This is a genomic window from Sinorhizobium fredii (assembly GCF_002944405.1).
GTDB lineage: Bacteria > Pseudomonadota > Alphaproteobacteria > Rhizobiales > Rhizobiaceae > Sinorhizobium > Sinorhizobium fredii_C.
The window spans coordinates 1732789-1751827 of record NZ_CP024307.1 but is presented as its reverse complement, the minus strand read 5'-3'; the positions used below and the strand labels follow the sequence as shown (position 1 = coordinate 1751827).

The following is a 19039-nucleotide window of genomic DNA, read 5'->3' as shown; positions in this document are numbered from 1 at the left end:
ACCGTCCCGCGCACCGCCAAAGTTCGGAGCGACTGCAGGATCGTGGTTGCGCCATTCCCGGCTCGGCCTCGAGGGAAAGCATATCTCTCAACTTGTAAGCAACACTGTTCCCCTTCGTAACCTTCGGCTCTTTCACGACAGTCCGGGTATGCACCTTGGTAGTGCTCTCACGCGGATTGAAATCTGTCTTTGCGCTCGGTGCATGCAGTTCGAGCGCGGTGCTGTCTCTGAGTCGAGCCACTGACATGTTGGAAACTCCGCTCTCGCGGCAGTATGAGACGGAAAGGACCGGCTGAACCGCACCCAACACCGCTCAAAAATGCCTATCAAAAGCACCTGCGAAGCCAAAGCAAATAGATATGAAAAATTGGCTTGGTTGGCGTTATCACTGCTCTCCAAAAGAGCTAGTACGAGGGTTAGAATTTAGCATAAATCCAAACCAGTTGGAAGTATGTATAGGTGAGCTGCATTTTGAACTTTTAGTCTAGAGATTTCAGTACATAGCCCGTTTGGGCTACCTTTATTGTCTTTTTAACATCAGCAGCCGCGCCTCCTTGCCCGGTTTGGGGAACCCGAGCGCGTACTGTCGGTTTCAATCAACGCATTAGGCGAGCCATCGAATAAAGTTACAGCGTGCTCGATGTCAACTCAGCAATAGTTCCGGAGTTTTACCCCTAATGGGTTAATTAGATCTACGCATACTGAACCAACCAAATGTACTATATGGAAAACTTGAACTTACGTCTCCTTTGGCTTTATTATGCCTTAGAGCGACAGGCATCCCCCGAACCGGGGGCGGAGTACCTCTCGAGCGAGAGCCGGCTCGAACTTCTGAGTATTTGCAGGCGTTCGAGTCGCAACGCACTGGTTTTCACGAGTGCTTCCTGCTGGCGTCGCGGCAGTGCGGTTTCCGCGATGCCAGGACCGGTGAGCCCCAGTAGGCCGAGACGAATTCCGGCGATCACCGGCGAAGCAACGGATGGCACATAGGAGTGGCAGTGATGTCGGTCCTGGTTACGGGCGGAGCGGGCTACATTGGTAGCCACATGGTCTGCCTGCTCATCGATGCCGGTGAAGAGGTTGTCGTGCTCGATCGGTTGTCGACCGGGTTCCGCTGGGCAGTCGGCCCGGCAGCCCGTTTTTACGAAGGTGACATTGCGGACCGTGGTCTTCTCCGGATGATCTTCTCCGAAAATGCAATCGATACAATCGTCCATTTCGCCGGCTCGATCACCGTTCCGGAATCGATCGCCGATCCGCTGTCCTATTACGAAAACAACACCGTCAGTTCGTGCGCTCTGATCGCCGCCGCTCTTGAAGGCAAGGTGCCGTATTTCGTATTTTCCTCCACGGCCGCGGTGTATGGCACGCCGGAGAATGCCGGACCAGTGGCCGAGACCGCAGCGCTGCACCCCGAGTCACCCTACGGCACATCGAAACTAATGACCGAAATGATGCTGCGCGACATCGCGGCCGCATACGACTTCACCTATACGGCGCTGCGCTATTTCAATGTTGCAGGCGCAGACCCACATGGCCGCACCGGTCAGTCGACAGCTGGTGCCACCCATCTCATCAAGGTCGCGATCGAAGCCGCGCTCGGCAAGCGCAACGGCATCGAAGTGTACGGCACCGACTATCCGACGCCAGACGGCACCTGCGTTCGCGATTACATTCACGTCACGGACCTTGCAAATGCCCACTTGAAAGCCGTGCAGCGCATGCGTGCCGGCGGCAGGTCGATCATTGCGAACTGCGGCTATGGCCGTGGCTTCTCGGTGCTGGAGGTATTGGATCAGGTCAAAGCGGTTTCCGGCGTCGATTTCCCGGTGCGCAAAGGGGCCCGCCGACCAGGGGATCCGGTATCGATCGTCGCCAACCCCACCGTCGCGATGCAGGAACTCGACTGGAAGCCGCAATATGATGATCTTTCTTTCATCATACGAACGGCGCTCATATGGGAAGATCGCCTTTCCAGAGCGCCGTGCGTTTCAGACGCACGAAGAGTGCTGTAGCACTTCAAACGGACGGCTTCTGGAGTGGATAGTAAAGCCGGTTGGCACCTTTCAAAAAGCGTAGGACACGATTTCGACAACCTCGGGATTTCTGGCGCCGCGGTTGCACCGACGGTTGGAAGCGGTGGCGCGACAGTATTTTACAACGGCTCTGATGAACGACCGGTTGAATCGCCCATCAATCCTTCCGATGCGAGCCCCCAGCTCTTTCAAACGGGCCTTCACGACGTAAGCGAACAGACCTGAATTGACTTTGGGCAAATCACGTACGATCTGCCTGCGTTCCGGCTGAGAAAGAGCCGACAGACGCTGGTTGAGATCGGCGAACGCCCTGGTTTTCGCTGTTGCCGCGGCAAAGAGAAATTGCTGAACGTTCCTTGCCGGCACAGGCAGCATCTCGATCGATGCCGTAAGCAGTGCCTTTGCCTTTCTCGGGGCCTTTCGCACAAGCCGCTCCTTGCCGTCCTGCTTGCCGTCCCGGTAAGCTGCTACTAAAGCGAGCAAAGCCTGGCGATCACCCTTGCTTCGCGCCGCTTCGAGAAGACTAAGAGCCCCGGACGGATCCCTTGCGGTGCCATAGCCGTAGAACATCGCGTCGGCGAGGGCGACGGCGGCTCCATCGACACCTTCATTTGCTGCCCGACGCAGGCGAGCGGTTCCGTTTGCGGCGATTCTTTTCCGGCCGGCGGAGGCCTCGAGGACACCCAGAGCGATGGCCGCACCGCGATTCCCCGCCTCCCAGGCCTTCCGGTAGGAGTCTGCGGCCTTCGCGAGGTTACGCGAGCCGAAAAGTCCTTTGCGGTAGCCGTCACCGAGGCGAAGAAGTGCAGTCGTGCTGCCTTTCCCGGCAGCCGATTCATAGTAGTTCCTCGCCAAACTCGCTTCGATCGGCACGACCTCGCCCGTTCCATAGTGATCGCCGAGAGCAAGCAAAGCCCGCGCTTCACCACTTCTGCCAAGGTCGTGAAGTTCTGCCAGCGCGCCGATAACGTCTTTCCGCGTGCCCTGGCCTCGCGCTTGCATCTCCGCAATTTTCACGGTCGCGTCGATGGAGCCTTTCGCCGCTGCCCGCCGGTAGTGTTCGATGGCGAGGAAGTAATCTGCTGGCACATCCTCCCCACGTGAATAGAGATCGCCCAGTCGCAAATAAGCCTCGGCGGAGCCGAATATAGCGGCGGCTCTCTCCAAGGCTGTCAATGCCAGATCCGACCGCACGGCTATACGTCCAGACAGGCATAGGCCAGCGAGCGCCTGTAGCACACGCGCATCATCGGCCCGCGTCAGCTCCTGCAGCGCTGTGAAGCCAGCCACGATGTCGCGTTCGGTTCCTTCGCCGCGAATTCGTAACTCGGCGACCCGGAGCTTGCCTTCCAGATTGCCTTGCGCTGCGGCTCTGGCGTACGCCTCGAATGCTCTTTCCGGTTCAGGAGCTCCCTCGAGGAATTGTCCCCGTAAATACAGATTACCCACTCCGATCAAAGCGCCCGAATCCCCGAGGGTAATAGCGCGCTCGTAGAGATTGAGCGCGAGGCGGCCGTCAGGTAGGTCCGCAACGGTGCCCGCAAGCGGAGAGGGTGCTGAAACCGCTAAGAGCGCATCAGCGCCCGCCTGGCGCAGCATCTGCTGGTACTCGCCAAGATGGCGCTCTACGGTCGTCCGGTCGATGCGCCGTGCAATGTAGAGGTCGGCTAGTTCCGACAGCGTGCGTCCGAGTGCAGGCTGCGCCTCGTCCGCCGGAAAGTTTGCTGTCAACGCACCGGTTGGCAACTCGTCGCCCGATACATCTCCCGACACCCCGGGAAGAATCGGCATGCTCAGTAGGAGGATCGCTCGAGCCAGGCCAATCCGCAGGGAGCGGCGCATCACGAGTCCCTTTCCTGTCCGCCGCTTCGAAAGGTCCGGGCCAGAGAACGGTGCAAAGCCCGGACCCGCCGTGCTGCTCGCCACCCCCGAGCGATCAAACGGTCTGCCGGCGGCGCGACTGGAAGCCTCGATGTGTCCATGAGGTCAATAAGGTCTGCGGGCGCGATGTCGCTTGTAACGGTAACACGCGACAGTTCGAATAGGCCCTCAGTATCAGCGCTTAGGGCATTGCCCACGCGGCACGCCGCAATATAGCCCGCCTCCTCCGCGAGCCTGCGGATCGTTCTGGTGGCATAGCCATGAGGATAGGCGAACGTCGCAACCGTGTCGCCGAGCCCGTCTTCCAGCGCGAATTTGCTGTCTTGGATCTCGCGTGTCGCCTGCTGGTGCGTAAGTATATCGAGCTCTGGATGGCTCACCGTGTGCGCGCCGATCTCTATGCCAAGCCCATGCAACTCGCGCAATTTCCGCCAATCCAGCATCGGACGGTTGCCTTCTCCAAGGCAAGTGAGCCAGCGGCTGGTCCTGCCGACGAATCCGGAGACTACGAAAAGCGTTGCCCGGAAGCCATGCGAAGTCAGTACCGGCATTGCCCCTTCGAAAAAATCCAGCAGCCCATCGTCGAACGTTATGAAGCAAGTCCTCCGGGACAATGGCTGGCCACTTCGCCGCAACAAAGCGAGCTCCTGAACTGTCATCGGTCGGTAGCCGCATTCTGCCAGCGCAGCCATCTGAGCTTTGAATTTGGCGGGCGGTATCGACCAGTGGCGATACGCCGGCGCGAAGTCTTCGCTGACGCTGTGGTAGAGCAGGATTGGAATCGCTTGCATCTTCAGGTTTCCTTGCTTGCGATCGCATTGCTGGAACTCGCAATGCTGCGTGCCCGGTCGTCGCGTCGCATCTTCGAAACACTGCGTAGATAGCCGGGCACGCCTGCAACGATGCCGAGACGCTCGATCCAGACCAGCCGCTTGGGATAATCGGATGGCAGCCGAAGCCTTTTGATTGAAAAGGGGCCGGCCATATGAAGGATGCCGGCTGGCAGGGCAGCTGCGAGCCGAAGGAATCGACGCGGATCATCCAGGAGGATCTTCGTCAGATACGCCCCGAGACCCACGCCATAGCAATAGGCCTGCCGACGCATTCCGTCCTCTCCCCGCCGATGATGATGCCAAACAATCCCCTGTGGCTGATAGACAAGTTGGAATCCGCCGCTGATGATCGAGAAAAAAGCTGCGAGATCGTCGCCGCCACACGCCAACGTTCCCGCTCCCAATGCGGAGTCGAAACCGCCAACTTGCTTCAAGGCACTGGCACGGAAGGCCATATTGGCCCCCGAGCCGAATTGCCCCGCAGTGAAGGGAAACAGAGCTCCCTTCGGCCGGTTCGCCCCAAGGTCGTAGGTCCGGGGTCGGAGACCCTTGCCGAAGCCGCCATGCCGCTCCGCCCAGACCTGTGCCCGCGTTTCGAGTTCGGCCGGCAGGATCAGACCGGTCACGCAGCCTACCGCCGCGTGCTCCTCCATCGGAGCAGACATCGCCGCGACCCAGTAGCGGTCGAGCACCACGTCATCGTCGGTGAAGAGCACGAGGTCGCTGGAAACATGTTGAAGACCCGTATTGTGGGCGCGACCGAGCCCCGGTATCGGTTCTAATACATGGCGAACACGTCCGGAATACTGCCTCGCGAGGAGATCCGCAGTCGCCGTCGACGCTGGCGCGTTGTCTACTACGATCACCTCATCCGGCAGGCGGGTTTGGTCGAAGAGCGAAAGGAGGCAGCGATTGAGGCTGTTGGCCCGGTCTCGCGTTGCGATGACTACGGCGACCCCATGACACGGCCGGTCTAAAGAGATGGAAGATAACGGACGAAGAGATCCGAGGGCGGACAGCACCTCTGCTGTCTCGACGACTGGGCCCGGATGCTCCAATTCAACGATCGACAGTGGTTGCACTCCAGAGCGGACCAGGCAAAAAATCCCCCCATAAGAGCCCTTCCCTTCGCTGACCAGCGAGATCGACGAAGGCGGATTGGCTATGTCAATCGTTACAACCTTTATGGGCTGGAAGGTTCTCACGCTCATGTGGTCCCACGGGCGCCGGGACAGTTTCGCGATTGCATACCCCGCCACGGTGAGCGTAAGACCAGCCAGGATCCCAACGGCACGTGGCAGGCCCCAGGGGTCTAGCCGCAGCACCGCATCGAGCAACGCCCGCGCCACACCTTTCGGTAGGGTGCGTGTCACGTACATGTGTTCGGCGGACAGCCCGGCACCCGCGCCGAGCGACTCGACCAGCGCATTTTTCGACCGTCCCTCCGCAAGACAGCGCTTACGGAAATAACCCCAAGTCGATCGTCCTGTCGGCACGCGATGATGAACCACGGCTTCGGGATCATAGAGGATGATGGCCTCGGGCATCCTTTGCCGAGTGCGAATGCACAAGTCAGTCTCCTCGCCACCGGCGGCGTCTTGGTCGGTGCGTCCGAATCCCTCGCGGAAAAACCCGATCGTCTCGAAAACCGTTCGGCGAAACGACATGTTGCAGCCTATTGGGTTGCGTACAGGGTGCAGGCTTTGCGGTAGGCCGCGATAGCTGCACCCCACTACCCACTGGAACTCCTCCGGAAACCACGGAGGCCGGCCACCTTGCCAGAGCGGCAAGACCTTACCACCGGCAGCGACCACTGCGGGATTGTTGTAATGCCTCGTGAGGCGCCCGAGCCAAGCAGGCTCGGCGATCGCGTCGTCGTCGAGAAAGGCGATCACAGTTGTCCAGGTTCGGCGGATGCCGGCATTGCGTGCGCCGGAAAGCCCCCGCATGCCATCGTTCGGGACGACCTCGAAGTGCGGGAAAAACTCGCGCGTATCGTGCAGCAGGCTTTCGTTGTTATCGATGACGACGACCACCTGGTCGGGACGATGTTCTTGTTCTTGGACGGAGCGTATCGCCTCGTGCAACTGCTCGCGTCGCTGGTTGGAATAGGCGCAGATGATAACAGCAATCGATAACACGACCGGAATCTCAACGTGGCTAAATCGGACGTTTCCTTATTACGGCTACAGCTTTGCCGCCGGAGGTGAACCCCAACCGGACGATGGTCTTCAGGACGCGCCAGCCGTCGGGGAAGGTTCGCAAGTTGCTTACGCCATGGATGCGCGCGTGCTCCCGACTTGGCAGCTCGACGATAGCCAGCTTTGTTTGGAGTGCACGAATGCTCATCTGCGTTTCGATCTCAAATCCCGGAGCGATTTCGACGCCGAGATAGGGCAGCACGTCGCGCCAGAAGGCATTGTAGCCGTAACAAAGGTCGCTGTAGCGGCCGCCGAAGCGCAAGCGAACAAGATGGACCAATCCCCAGTTCCCTAGCCGCCGGTACCATTCCATGTCGCTCGTCTCACCACCTTGGAGAAAGCGCGACCCTTTGACGAAATCGGCCCCGGCAAGGAGAGCGCCGACAAAGCTTGCCATCTCTCGAGGATCCGCTGAGCCATCGGCGTCCAGCGTGATCAAGATGTCGCCTCGCGCGGCGGCGAAGCCGGCTGCAAGTGCCGCGCCCTTGCCAAGCCGCGGTTGCTCGACGACGACGATGTCGGGCCTGAGCTGCCGCGCCACGGCAACCGTGTCGTCGTTGGAACTTCCGTCTACCAGAATCACCTCTTCCACCCACGCCGGGATGCGGGGTAAGACATGCGGCAAGTTATCGGCTTCGTTGACAGTCGGGATGATCACGCTCACGCTCGGCACAATCATCGTGTGCGCGGTGTCGTGCGATCTTCGTCTGCGTGACGCAGAATTGCCCATCTTTGCACACGCTTGAGTAATAGCAAGGTGCTTCAACTGGCAAACATCTTCTTAGCTGCCTGGAGGGCAAAGCCAACCCCACCAGCGGCAGATCATTTCCCACACTTCTTTTAAAACATCCAGAATACCGTGGCGGCTCACGAGAGTCGAATAGTCACATTGGATTACTACGTCTTAGCATCCTGGCTATTTACTTTCGCTGCATTCGTTACGAACGTGCGCGCCAGGCGCTCGCGGACGGCCACTGAGCTGCCTGCCCGCCTTAATCGCGGCGGGCGCTCGGAGTTTCGGCTAAACCTTGCTTCGGCTTCAGCAGCGTAAACACCTTCACATTCGGAGTAGCGTGGACGACGATGAAGCGCGGTGAGACCAGCAGTGCATTCTCGATGCGTTCGAAGTCCCCCCGGCGCATGTACCCGCCCGCTTCGAGATAGGCCTTCTGGCTGCGGGTCAGGATTACGTAAGCGTCCTTCCAGCGCGGGTCACGCATCCAGCGACCCAGCACCCCCTCAGGGTCACTTGCGATCCTTTCTTTCGTTCCCTCACTCTCTTCTGAGATGGGCAGATAGGAAAAGTTCTCGTAATTCATGAATTGAGAAGGATAGCTGCGGGCGCCTTCGATCAGCAGGGAGCCTGGCGGCGCAGTTGAGTAAAGCCACTCGGAAGCAGCCACTTCATCGGGTGTGAACCGATATTCGCGATCCTTCCCATCATTGGCGAACAGCAACCCGACTGCCGAAAGGATGCAGGCGGCGCCTAGAATCGGAAACACAAAAGCGGACCGGCCGCATTGAGGCGCCGGGAAGAAAGCAGCCGCCGTGAAAAAAGCCAGAAACGGGAGGGAGAACAGATAGACGCGGAATACAGACTCGCCACCATAGGCGGCAGCCAGCAATGGTGCCGGCGAAAGCACGAGGGCGGCAGCGGTGAGGTCCCAGTACCCCCGCTTCAGTCGGCGCAGCCCGCCGTATAGAGCAACAAGCACGATCATCGTCGAAAACACCCGTCCGACCCAGACGACCCAAGCGCGGTCGGGACTGACGAGAGCAAGATTGGCGAACTTCGACGTCGCCTCCGAAAGCTCCCAAAAAGAAGCAATCTGGCTCTGCAATTGCGAGTAAACGAACGGCGCCGCTCCCCACAGCAGCCAAAGCGTTTCAGCGACAAGCGCGAACACAAGGTAGGACGGCGCAATCCATCCGAGCATAACGAGCATGATGGCCGACAGAATGACAACCAATGGCGTCAGTTGATGAGTAACAGCAATCGCGAGAATGGTCACCATTGCGAGCGCGGCAAACAGCGCGCAGGGAAGCTGCCCGACCTCTTTCGATTTCAGTCCTACTGAGAAAGCAGCCGGCCCGAGGCTCTTCAACAGGCGCGGATGCCGCCTCGCGACCTTTGACCCGTTCTGACGCAGCGGCCCGAGAAAGAGACCGAGCAGAACCAGATAGAGCAAGAATGTTATGCCCTGGGGCGAGAAATAGTCCTGGCCGATCCAATTGGCGGCGACGAAGAACCAGCCCGCTGTCAGCAGCAGACGCTTGTCCTCGGTGAAGCTTTCCAGCAGCCACAGGAAAACTGCCAAAAGGGCGATATTCAGTGCGACCGGCGTAAACTGGAGGACGGAAGCAAGGTCGATGGGACGTGCATCGAACAGATCGGCGATCCAGGCAGTGACGACGAACAACCCCGGCCAGTTGTGATAGGCCGAAAGGAAAGAGGCTGCCGGATCGACGGTCCCATGCCGTTGTATGTAGTCAACAATGCCGAGATGTTTCCAGGCCCAGGAATAGCGCAGCGTCTGATATAGAATCGGGGGTGTCGCGTGCAGGATGAAGATCAGCGCGACGAGATAGAGATAGGGAAGAACGCTGTTCACGCAGCGGTAGGCCACCTGCCATGCAAACCCCGTGCAAAGCAGCACCAGCGACAGATAAAAGGCCGGCGGCAGTATCGACACGAGGCCGAGATCCGTCATGCGGTTCGGGTCTATTGTCGGCAGTGAGAGCTTCCAGAGCAGGATCGCCGCGGCAAGCAAGGCCAATGCTACCGCGACGTATGCTTTTTCGACCACATCGGCAGTGCGCGAGACTGCCTCGAGCGCTCTATGCTCCGTGGCGCCGCCGGCGACGGCTAACTCTACGGCGGGCGGGGTGCGCGCGAGCTCGGTGACTAGCTCATAGACTGAGGCGCGAATCTCATCCGTCCGGTCGGCAACGGCCGCGGCTGCCACGGCTCCTTCCGCCTTCCTCTCGCCGGGCCTGTCGGCGCTTGTCTTCTCTGCCACCGCAGCTGGCGTTTCGGTGATGACCGCGCGGGCTTGCCGGTGCGACGCCTCGAGACCTTCGACCGTCGCTCCTCGCCGGCGGCGGCCCCGAGGCGGCGGAGGCGCCTTGTCAGGGCCCTCATCTTGGACACCGGGGACGGTTAAGGCTAGGCCATTATCGATTTCCCGTAGCCGCTGCGCCGCATTGTCGAGCTGCTTCTGGGCTTTCTCTATACGTCTGGCAAGCGGACCCATCCCCTTGCGGGGCCGCTTTGCAGGCTTGGCCGCGGATCGGCCCGCACTCGGTTTCGTTGCCGCCGGCGCTACCCTGCGGTTCTGTTTTGCCTTGCCCGTGGTGGGTTCCGGGGTTAACGCGGGGGCTGGCGGCTCTTCAGGGATTGCTGGTGCTGGCTCGCGGGCAATGCGGTTGCGCTTGTCTGATGTGCCCTTCCGGCGCTCAGTTTTCGCTTTCCTGGGCATCGCTGCGACTCACTATGGCAGTGCCGACTTGGTCCTGGACCCGTGGATCTTCAGGCTTTTGAGACCGGTGGTAACGGCCGACAACAGCCCGCCAGCGGTCTCGGAGTCCTGAATATAGCAGGCAAGGACCAAATCGACGTTGATGGATACCCAGAGAGGCTTGTTGGCGAAGCTTGATGATTTAGACAGGTTCGCCGCAATGTGCCGCCACCATGCCAGCCCGCAGAGCGCTCGAATGACTGCGTGGTGGCGCAGAGAGCCATAGGATACTTCGATAGCTGTCCGCAGCGAAGCCATGCTTAGTTCTTCCTGGCGTGTCAGCTCTGGATTCTGCAGCATTTGCCTCACAACGAAACCCAGTTCTTCGCCGCTACCCAGCGCACGGGCCGTTAGAAGCATGAACATCGCGTCGATCCCGGGGGGAGCGTCGCAAGAGGCAGCTTCCCAATCGACGATCGCAACCAGCCGAGCGTCCGTGTCACCCGGCCCTACCGCAAAAAGGAGATTGCCCGGACAAAAGTCGCCATGGCCGAGCCCAAGCGGCAGCCGCCGTCCCGCCCAGAACTGACGCTGCTCCTTGAGGAAATGAGCGAGCCCCTTGGCGCGCGTCGCATCGTCCAACAAACAGCACTGCACCTTCCTTGCGGCTTCGACGCCGCCGTCGACCCAACGCTGCAACCATTGTCTGTCGATCGTTCGTGTCATTGCCGTGCGCGCGTGAATCTCGGCAATGCCAGCGATGGCGCATGTAACGGCAGGGAAATGCAGGCGGCCTGATGAAAGTACGGCGCGCCCGTCCTCTCCCGGCCATGCATGCTCCGCCAAGCTAACCTCCGACGTCGACACGTGGCAGGCAACGATCCTTGAAACCTCGAAGCCGAGATCGTCGAGCAAGGGCTCGGTCCTCAGGGCCTGCGCCCGCAATATGTGCCGCACAAGAGCCCCCCGCCCTCCGGCGGATGTAGAGGATTTGAAGATCAAACCCTCCCCATCGGTCTTCAATGCCTTAAACAGCCCCGTGCGCACGTCGCTCTCACGGCGGAATTCGCGAACGGTGCGGGGATCGGCGGCGCCAAGCCGTGTCACCGCGCAAAACTGCGCGATAGAGACTTCGAGCGACACCGAGGATCGCTCACGAGGAGCGATGCTACGCCAATGCCGCGCTAGCGACGACAGGATTCGAAGGCCTAGTTCGAATCGGCCCGTTGGGCCGAGACGAAGCGAGACATAGGCCAGCAGGGCGAGCGCAACACAGCAATGCGCGACCAGCCATGCGGCCGCCATGCCGACGGCACCGGCGGCGATCACGAGCGGCGTACCGAGGCCGAGCACGATTGCGAGCGTCACGACCTGCGCGGTTGCCACGACTTCTGTCCGGCCAGTTGCCCGCGCTACGGCAAGCATGAGGGTAACGAGGCTCCATGGCAGGCAAGACAGGGCGAGAAGCTGCAGCAACAGGGAGCTCGCTCCCGCATATTGCGCGCCTAGCAGCGACAAAAGCAGCGGCGCACCGAGAAGGAGAAGGGCGACGCCCGCCAGAAGGGGCACGGTCGCGTAGATCAGCGCGTCGACGGCCAGCTGGTGCAGCCTGCTGCGTTCGAAAGCGGCCTCGGCAAGCAGGGATACTCCCATGGACCGGCTGACGAGATAGAGACCGTAGGCGACTTCCCAGGAGATGTAGTAGACGGCCAGCTCACCCGGGCCGCCGTAATGAAGTATGATCAGCGGCGCGACGCCAATGGCCGTCATGGAAGTGAGAGTTCCCGCATAGTCCCAGCCGAAGTAGCGGATCAGCGCGCGCCGGTCGGGCGCGCAGGTTTCCGCATTGTGTTGCGGCAGAAAGCGAAAAAAGATCAGCCAGTTGGTTAGCGCAAGCAACAGGGGAAGTGGCAACACCCACGCGGCATAAAGGCCAGAGCCGAGCAGGGAGGAACCGGACAAGAGCGCGAGCAGCAGCAGCTTGGCGGCAGAAAAGACCGCGTTCTCGACTGGCACTACGGTTGAGCGTCGCAGTCCGGCGAGCACGCTGTCCTGCAGGGCGAAGAGCGTCCAGGCGACCGTTGCTACGACGAAAGCGGCCATTAAAAGCGGTTCGTCGCGGAGAAAACCCAGTTCCGAGACGAGATGCGAGATAAATAAGATGATCAATGTAGAGAAGATTGCCGCGCCGCCGCCGGCGAGGGCATAGGCCGCCAATATCAGCCGCAGGGCGTTCCGTCCGGCGGGGGGCAGGTAACGATTCAGGAAGTTACCGAGGTTGAGCTGGGAAATGTTACCAAGCGTCAGCATGGTGGAAATGAGCGCCGCCCCAATACCCACCTGCTCAGGCGAGTAGAGGCGGGCCGCCAGCCCCCAGAACGCAAGCCCGAGGGCCGATGTGAGTCCGGCGCTCGCGATCAGTGCATAGCCGTTCCAGATCAGTGGGGAGCGTACGGCCGCCGGTAGGGCATGCCGCACCTGCAACAGAAGTGACGGAAGCCTGGCGCGACTGTGGGGCTGGCTCAGTGACATCATCATCCATCCCGTTGCCAAATGCGCACGTAATCGATGAGATACTCGGCAGGGAAATTCGTATTCTCCGAGGGCGACCCAGCCCATTCTCCGCCGACGGCAAGGTTGAGCAGCAGGTACATGTCCTCGTTGGAGATTGAGCCAGCGTCCGAATATCGCCACACCTCCTTGCCATCGAGATACCAGATGATCCTGTCGGGATCCCAGGTCAGGCTATAGACGTGCCAGTCCTGCGTCAGATTTGGTGTCTTAACCTTCTCGCCGACGCTCTGTTTTTCGCCGGCCTCGTCGCGGTAATGATAATGCACCCGCAGGGTCGTCGGGGAGTCGCCGAGCGCCTCCATGACATCGATCTCCGGTCGCGACTCACGCGTCTCCGGCAACAACCAGATTGCCGCCCATAAGCCTTTGCCATCCGGGATCTTCGCCCGTACCTCGACATGCCCGTAGCGGAAGCGGACTCGTGAGGGCCGGGGCAGTTCCTCGTAGTCGCGGCCGGTGGTGACCATTCCCGACGTATATTCGAAAGTGCGCCCCTCGAAGCCAATGATGTTTTGCGGTCTCGCCTGCAGCCGCAGAAGCCCCTCGTTGAGGGAGACGTTCTCGGGCCGATACCACTGGAGTTCCCCATTCCCGAGATTGGTGCAGCCGTCCTTATTCCACCAGTAGCAGGTGGTCCATTTCTCCCGGTCGAGGCTCACCACGTCGAACTCGTCTGCGAAGATCAGCCGCCACGTACCGTCCTTGACGAGCGGAGTTGGCTCAGTAGCGAGCCTCGGCAGCAGTACGAAGACCACTAAACACGCAAGCCCCACGAGGACGGGCAACCACTTAGGGTGCATCGCGAAACCCCAGAATGCGTTTGACGGCCCCTCGAGCAAACCCGTCGAGCCGGGCCAGTGGAAACCGCTCGTAACGGTATTCCGCATAGGGAACGGCAACGGCTCCGAATCTGGATTTGTACTGTGCGAGCGACGTTGAATTTCCCGTTTCGCCCATATGGTATCGCGTGCAGCCCCGACGGCAGGCATCCTCGATCGCGATCGCCTGCAGCAAGTAGGCGGCGCCGGATTTTCCGGCGAGGGCTTCGCTCATCGCACCCCGCGTGTAATGTGCCTGCCCCCCTAAGAGGACCAGGATCGCCGCCGCTGGCTGCCCGTCGACGCGCGCGACATAAAGACGACACGCGTCGCCCATCCGCGCGGCCATTGCCGCGAATTTCGCACGCGGGTCCCTGCGTACGCCGCGCAACCACGCGAGCGCCGCCGGTTCGTGCTGCTTGCGCGCCCAGCGAACGAAGGAGAGTTGGAGCAGCTCATGAAATTCGTCGATCAACCCCTCACTGTTACCCACATCCACTTCAACGCCTAGCCTGCGTGCGCGGCGGATGTTTGTGTGGGCATTGCGGTGGAAGCGTCCGCGCACAGCGTCGAAACCTCCCGAAAGGTCGACCACATGCGCGCAGCGAGGGATTGAAGTCCACGCCGGTCTGGCCCCGGCTGCCCAGAGGTCGGCGGTAAGCGGGTTCGGCCGGATCTTGACGCCGAGACAGGGGAAGGTTTCGAGATGCGCGAAAATAGTCTCGAGATGCGCGGGCGTGACTGCGCCATCAGACAGGATGCCGCCGAACCCCCAGGCCGGCGGCGGCGACCAGGCGTAGCGTAACGAACCGACGCCCTTGGTAAACAGGGGAAGCACAGCGCGGGCCCCGTCGTCGAACTCATAGAACTGCGGGCTGCTGCGGAAGTTGCCAGCAGCTACGACCGCCTCGGCCCATTCAGGCGACAGGCTGGCGATCGCCTCGTCATTCCGCTGATAGAGTTCGCGCCAGATGGTCTCAGCGGCCGGATTATCGAAACGAGACAGACCGACGTTAGCCACGGACTCACCATCCATTTCGTGCGATAATGCGGTCGCCAAGGAGGTGCTAACCCAGTTATGCGGCAGACTGAAACCCGATGCAGTATTATAGACGCGTGACGCACAAAATGAAAAGTTGGGGCAACCTCGAAACTACCAAACCGCTTGAATATACACCGACACAGAACGCGCGTGAAGGTCGAGTTCTCATAAGAAGCTGTGGCCAATCTTTAAGCGTGATCCTCTGTTTCGGGTTAGTCTTGGCGTCGGTGGTGCCGGCCAAAGCCGCGTCGCCGGTAGAGCTTGACACGCGGAACGTAGCGCAGCCGGCCATCGCATCGGCACTTCGGGAAGCCTATCAGTTGCCACTCTTGATCGAGGGCATGCGAGCTGGAAATACGATCTCGGCCAATGATCTGGAAAGCCCTGTCGAGCATGAACGCACAAGGCTGAAACGGGTCATGGTCGAGCTCGGATATCTGGATGCGCAGGTCGCTCTGGATCGTTCCAGCACCGGATTGGTGCTCCGGCCGTCGCTGGGTAAGCTTTATACTGTGGCGGCTGTACTCCTGAAAGGAGTTAAGCAGCAGGAACTCGATCGACAGGTGATTGACGAACTTGCATCCATTATCGATGACTACATAGGTCAACCCGCCAGCGCACAGGCTGCGGACAACCTAGGCAGCCGCATCCTCTATCGGGTCGGTGAGATCGATTTTGCTCTGGCACAGCTCAGCAAGGTGGAGTGGATCCGCTCGGGGAACGGCGTTGTAACCGCCCTCGTGCACCTCGAAGCTGGTCCTAGATTGCGTTTTGGCACAGTGACGTTCGACGGCTTGCGCCGCCTGCGCGAGAGTGAGATCAAGCGCCTCATCCCCTTCCGGCCCGGAGAGCGCTACGAGCGCGGCAAGGTAGAGGAGATGCGGGAAAGGCTTAAAGCCCTTTCCAACGTCGATGCTGTCAACATCGGCACAGCAAGGGGGAACGATGCGACGCTCGACCTTGCGGTGCGTCTACAGGAAAGGCCGGCCAATCCGTCATTGCCGCAGCCACAGGGAACATTCGGTTTGGTAAGCGGGGTGGCCACCCTGACAGGGCTGGCGATCATTCAGATCGCAACGAGTGCGGGTATCTCCCCAAGCCGCTTGCGGCCAGTAATGTGGATGACGACCGCATGCGCCCTGACATTTGCGGGCCTCGCAATTCATAGACTGGCCCATTTCCTGTAGAAGGCGTTGGCCTCAGTTTTCTCCAGATGACGCTCCGGGACGAAGCGGATCTGCGACGAGAGAATAGCGGCATTCGAAGCGCATGTCCCGCTTTGGGGTCGAATCCCGACCCCGTATCTTTTCCCTTGAATGGATTCGTCGCCCGTGTTTGGTCTTTTCGAAAAGCCACGGCCTAGACTTGAGATCAGGGCCGAGCCGTACATCCTGCGTTGTCACGATCGTGCCCGCGCCGACATCCGCATTGTGGCGTTCAGCGGTCATTCAGTGCCATCCCAATAACTTTCGGCTATCCACCCGACTGCGACAATCGAAAGCCGGCAACATGCCCCCAAGCCGGGATGCCGACTCCTATCCCTCGCCTTGAAAGGAATTGAATCGTAGACTCCGCTATTCTAGCTACGCCGCATGATCTGCGCCGCGGCCAAAGCGCAGAGACTGTACCCCCTAGAGCGGAAAAAGGGAGGGCGACTGCCCTCCCAATATCCTATGCGACCTCAGTGGAAAATCGCTGAAACAGTGGTTTCAGCCGGGGATGCCGCACTGCCCGCGGCGGATGGACCTCGATGGCCCGGCCGGACCTCGCCTCGCGCCGTAACCATTCGCTGATGGTCTCTGCGCTGGTGTGATCCATGTAATGAAGGTCCTCACCGACGATCCTCACCTTACGGCCTTCGGGCAACTGCTCGAGCGTGTTGAGCAGTATAGGCACGTCCCTGCAGGTGGCGGCGCCGCCGAGTTGGACATGGATTTCCTCGTCTATCTCGGCATGCCTGATCGCAAGCTTTCGGCGAAGGTACGGCACGATCTCGATGATCGACAGCGCCAGGCCAAGCGCGACACCGACCAGCAGGTCCTGCAGGACGACCATTGCGACGGTCACCGCCCAGATGCCGACCGGGACCAATCCATGGTGCTCGAAAAGGTGGCGGACATGGCGCAGGCTGATCAACCGCCATCCCGTGACGAGCAAAACCGCGGCAAGCGCCGACAAGGGGACCAAGGTCAACAGGGCCGGCGCCAGCGCCACCAGGCTTAATATCCATATCCCGTGCAGGATGGCGGAGGCCCGCGTGCGTGCACCGGCCTGTATGTTCGCGGAGGAACGGACGATAACGCCGGTGATTGGCAATCCGCCGAGGAGGCCGCAGAGCCCGTTGCCGACGCCCTGGGCGAACAGCTCCTTGTTGAATTTGGTACGCACCCCGTCATGCATCCGGTCGACGGCCGCAGCCGAGAGAAGGGTTTCGGCACTGGCGATAACGGCGATCATCACCGCCATGAGGATGACGCCGGGCTCGACCATCCGGGCAAAGCTATCCACACTCGGCAGTGTTATGCTTTCGACGAGTGAGGCGGGCACCTCCACTCGTGCGATCGGCAATTCCAATGCGGCGGCGAGAACCGTCGCCGACGCGACCCCGACCAGCGCTCCCGGAACCAGCGCAAGGGATTTCGGCCGGCACTTCTCCCAGCACACCATTGCAAGGAGAGATATGAGGCCAACCTTCAACGCGGTTGCCTCGCTTGTCAGGCCAGTCCCCCAAAGACGGGCGAGACTGTCCTCGATCGCCGCGACGTTCTCCATCCCGCCGGCAGCGGGCTTGGCATCCATCAGCACATGAATTTGCCCCAAGATGATCAGAATACCGATACCGGCGAGCATGCCATGAACCACGGCCGGCGAGATCGCCCGGAACCAGGAGCCGACCCGCAGGAATCCCGCGGCGATCTGCAGGAATCCGACGACGAGCAGGACGGGAGCGAGCATGGCGACGCCGTAGTCCTCTACGAAGCCGAAGACGATGACGGCAAGTCCGGCGGCAGGTCCGGAGACCTGCAGCGGCGAGCCCGACAGGAAGCCGACGACGATGCCGCCGATGATCCCGGAGATCAGGCCCATGGAAGCCGGCACGCCGGAGGCGATTGCGATCCCGAGGCACAGCGGAATGGCAACGAGAAAAACGACCAGCGACGAGGCGAGGTCGCGCGAAAAGGACGAGCTATTGGCTGTCATGGCGCTACTCCGCGGCAAGTGTTGCTGCGATTTGCGGCATGACATGCGGGCGATCGCGGCCGGTGAACGCGACCGGCAGCGGCTCCCCGTCCTGCGGCACCGTGAAGGTCGCTGTCGCCCCGTCATAGACCTGGACTTCGCCGGTCTCGATGTCGAAGAACCAGCCATGAAGGGTGATCTCGCTGGTGGCGAGTTTTGCGGCCACGGAAGGATGCGTCTTCAGGTGATCGAGCTGAACGACGACGTTTTCCATCGCCACGGCGCGCACGCGGTCAGTTTCGGAAAGGTCGTCAGGATAGGCCCGGCAGACGATCGAATAGGCGGCGTGACTGTGGCGCAGCCAGGCCGCGACATTGGGCATCGGCTGGAGCAACTCCGGATGGCACAGGCCCTTCATCGCCCCGCAGTCCGAATGGCCGCACACGACGATATCACTTACGCCAAGCGCCAGAATGGCATATTCGATTGCCGAGGAGACCTCGCCGTTGAGGGTCGAGAACGGTGGAACGATATTGCCGGCATTGCGGCAGACGAAGAGATCTCCGGGACCTGCTTGCGTGATCGTCTCGGGCATCACCCGGCTATCGGCACAGGATATCATCAAAGCTTGTGGTTGCTGGCCTTCCCTCGCCAGCTTGCGGTAAAGCGCCGATTGGTTGGGAAACACCGCGCCGCGAAAATTGGAGATACCTTTGAGGAGATCACCCATGTTCGGATCCTCTTTCTGGCCGGACGTCGGACTGGGAGGAATGTCTCTCGTCCGGCGGGTTGCAGAAGCGATCTGTTCGCAGGCGCGAAAAAGACCAGCAAAAAGGGTGCAGCGCAACCAGCCGCTGCTAGATCACGATCAACAACACGTGAAGCGTGCGCATGCGTCCCCGCCGACTGGGGAGTTCCAAGTGCTTGCTTCTGTCCGCAGTCGGAGCTGGGCCGCTGCTCTATGGAGTCTGCTGAGGACCGGTTGGACAATCTTTAGAGGCACAGTTACCTCGTGC

The 19039-nt window shown here is 60.5% G+C and carries 12 protein-coding genes; 2 read left to right on the top strand and 10 right to left on the bottom strand.

Annotated features, from left to right (window positions below):
• Positions 1 to 1001 precede the first annotated feature (1001 nt).
• Positions 1002 to 2015: a UDP-glucose 4-epimerase GalE gene (gene galE, locus NXT3_RS08535; protein WP_097526723.1), complete on the top strand. Its 1014-nt coding sequence runs from the start codon at positions 1002 to 1004 to the stop codon at positions 2013 to 2015.
• A gap of 51 nt (positions 2016 to 2066) precedes the next feature.
• Here galE and NXT3_RS08530 read toward each other — a convergent pair whose 3' ends face one another.
• The 8 genes from NXT3_RS08530 to NXT3_RS08495 all read right to left on the bottom strand — a co-directional run bounded on the left by NXT3_RS08530 (position 2067) and on the right by NXT3_RS08495 (position 14822).
• Complete coding sequence (locus tag NXT3_RS08530; RefSeq protein WP_104839122.1) at positions 2067 to 3878, bottom strand: tetratricopeptide repeat protein; 1812 nt, start codon at positions 3876 to 3878, stop codon at positions 2067 to 2069.
• Positions 3878 to 4708 carry a polysaccharide deacetylase family protein gene (locus NXT3_RS08525; protein ID WP_104839121.1) on the bottom strand — a complete coding sequence of 277 codons (831 nt, stop codon included), beginning with the start codon at positions 4706 to 4708 and terminating at the stop codon, positions 3878 to 3880. The genes NXT3_RS08530 and NXT3_RS08525 overlap by 1 nt, the downstream gene beginning before the upstream one ends.
• 2 nt (positions 4709 to 4710) lie before the next feature.
• Positions 4711 to 6891: a glycosyltransferase family 2 protein gene (locus NXT3_RS08520; RefSeq protein WP_104839120.1), complete on the bottom strand. Its 2181-nt coding sequence runs from the start codon at positions 6889 to 6891 to the stop codon at positions 4711 to 4713.
• A 19-nt stretch (positions 6892 to 6910) separates the two neighbouring features.
• The gene (locus NXT3_RS08515) at positions 6911 to 7615 is read right to left on the bottom strand and encodes a glycosyltransferase family 2 protein (RefSeq protein WP_234819522.1); all 705 of its coding nucleotides are present in this window, start codon (positions 7613 to 7615) and stop codon (positions 6911 to 6913) included.
• A gap of 328 nt (positions 7616 to 7943) precedes the next feature.
• Positions 7944 to 10430, bottom strand: a complete 2487-nt coding sequence (locus NXT3_RS08510; RefSeq protein WP_158665328.1) for a hypothetical protein — start codon at positions 10428 to 10430, stop codon at positions 7944 to 7946.
• 12 nt (positions 10431 to 10442) lie between these two features.
• On the bottom strand, positions 10443 to 12944 hold the full coding sequence (locus tag NXT3_RS08505; protein ID WP_144353224.1) for a phosphotransferase: 2502 nt from the start codon (positions 12942 to 12944) through the stop codon (positions 10443 to 10445).
• Complete coding sequence (locus NXT3_RS08500; RefSeq protein WP_037426837.1) at positions 12944 to 13783, bottom strand: glycoside hydrolase family 16 protein; 840 nt, start codon at positions 13781 to 13783, stop codon at positions 12944 to 12946. The genes NXT3_RS08505 and NXT3_RS08500 overlap by 1 nt, the downstream gene beginning before the upstream one ends.
• Positions 13773 to 14822 carry a lipid II:glycine glycyltransferase FemX gene (locus NXT3_RS08495; protein ID WP_158665327.1) on the bottom strand — a complete coding sequence of 350 codons (1050 nt, stop codon included), beginning with the start codon at positions 14820 to 14822 and terminating at the stop codon, positions 13773 to 13775. The genes NXT3_RS08500 and NXT3_RS08495 overlap by 11 nt, the downstream gene beginning before the upstream one ends.
• Positions 14823 to 14929: 107 nt before the next feature.
• Here NXT3_RS08495 and NXT3_RS08490 point away from each other — a divergent pair, with 107 nt between their 5' ends.
• Entirely contained in the window at positions 14930 to 16030 is a 1101-nt protein-coding gene (locus tag NXT3_RS08490) for a POTRA domain-containing protein (RefSeq protein WP_158665326.1), read from the top strand.
• 484 nt (positions 16031 to 16514) lie between these two features.
• Here the strand turns inward: NXT3_RS08490 and NXT3_RS08485 are convergent, their stop codons facing one another.
• Together NXT3_RS08485 and NXT3_RS08480 are read right to left on the bottom strand one after the other, a co-directional pair.
• Positions 16515 to 18044 carry a SulP family inorganic anion transporter gene (locus NXT3_RS08485; protein WP_104839114.1) on the bottom strand — a complete coding sequence of 510 codons (1530 nt, stop codon included), beginning with the start codon at positions 18042 to 18044 and terminating at the stop codon, positions 16515 to 16517.
• 4 nt (positions 18045 to 18048) lie between these two features.
• The gene (locus tag NXT3_RS08480; RefSeq protein WP_104839113.1) at positions 18049 to 18753 is read right to left on the bottom strand and encodes a carbonic anhydrase; all 705 of its coding nucleotides are present in this window, start codon (positions 18751 to 18753) and stop codon (positions 18049 to 18051) included.
• Between the last annotated feature and the right edge of the window lie 286 nt (positions 18754 to 19039).

Bases quoted from the DNA above. Each gene is read 5' to 3' on its own strand.
- galE (WP_097526723.1), top strand. From the start codon at position 1,002: ATGTCGGTCCTGGTTACGGGCGGAGCGGGCTACATTGGTAGCCACATG.
- NXT3_RS08530 (WP_104839122.1), bottom strand. From the start codon at position 3,878: ATGCGCCGCTCCCTGCGGATTGGCCTGGCTCGAGCGATCCTCCTACTG.
- NXT3_RS08525 (WP_104839121.1), bottom strand. From the start codon at position 4,708: ATGCAAGCGATTCCAATCCTGCTCTACCACAGCGTCAGCGAAGACTTC.
- NXT3_RS08510 (WP_158665328.1), bottom strand. From the start codon at position 10,430: ATGCCCAGGAAAGCGAAAACTGAGCGCCGGAAGGGCACATCAGACAAG.
- NXT3_RS08505 (WP_144353224.1), bottom strand. From the start codon at position 12,944: ATGATGTCACTGAGCCAGCCCCACAGTCGCGCCAGGCTTCCGTCACTT.
- NXT3_RS08500 (WP_037426837.1), bottom strand. From the start codon at position 13,783: ATGCACCCTAAGTGGTTGCCCGTCCTCGTGGGGCTTGCGTGTTTAGTG.
- NXT3_RS08490 (WP_158665326.1), top strand. From the start codon at position 14,930: ATGAAAAGTTGGGGCAACCTCGAAACTACCAAACCGCTTGAATATACA.
- NXT3_RS08485 (WP_104839114.1), bottom strand. From the start codon at position 18,044: ATGACAGCCAATAGCTCGTCCTTTTCGCGCGACCTCGCCTCGTCGCTG.
- NXT3_RS08480 (WP_104839113.1), bottom strand. From the start codon at position 18,753: ATGGGTGATCTCCTCAAAGGTATCTCCAATTTTCGCGGCGCGGTGTTT.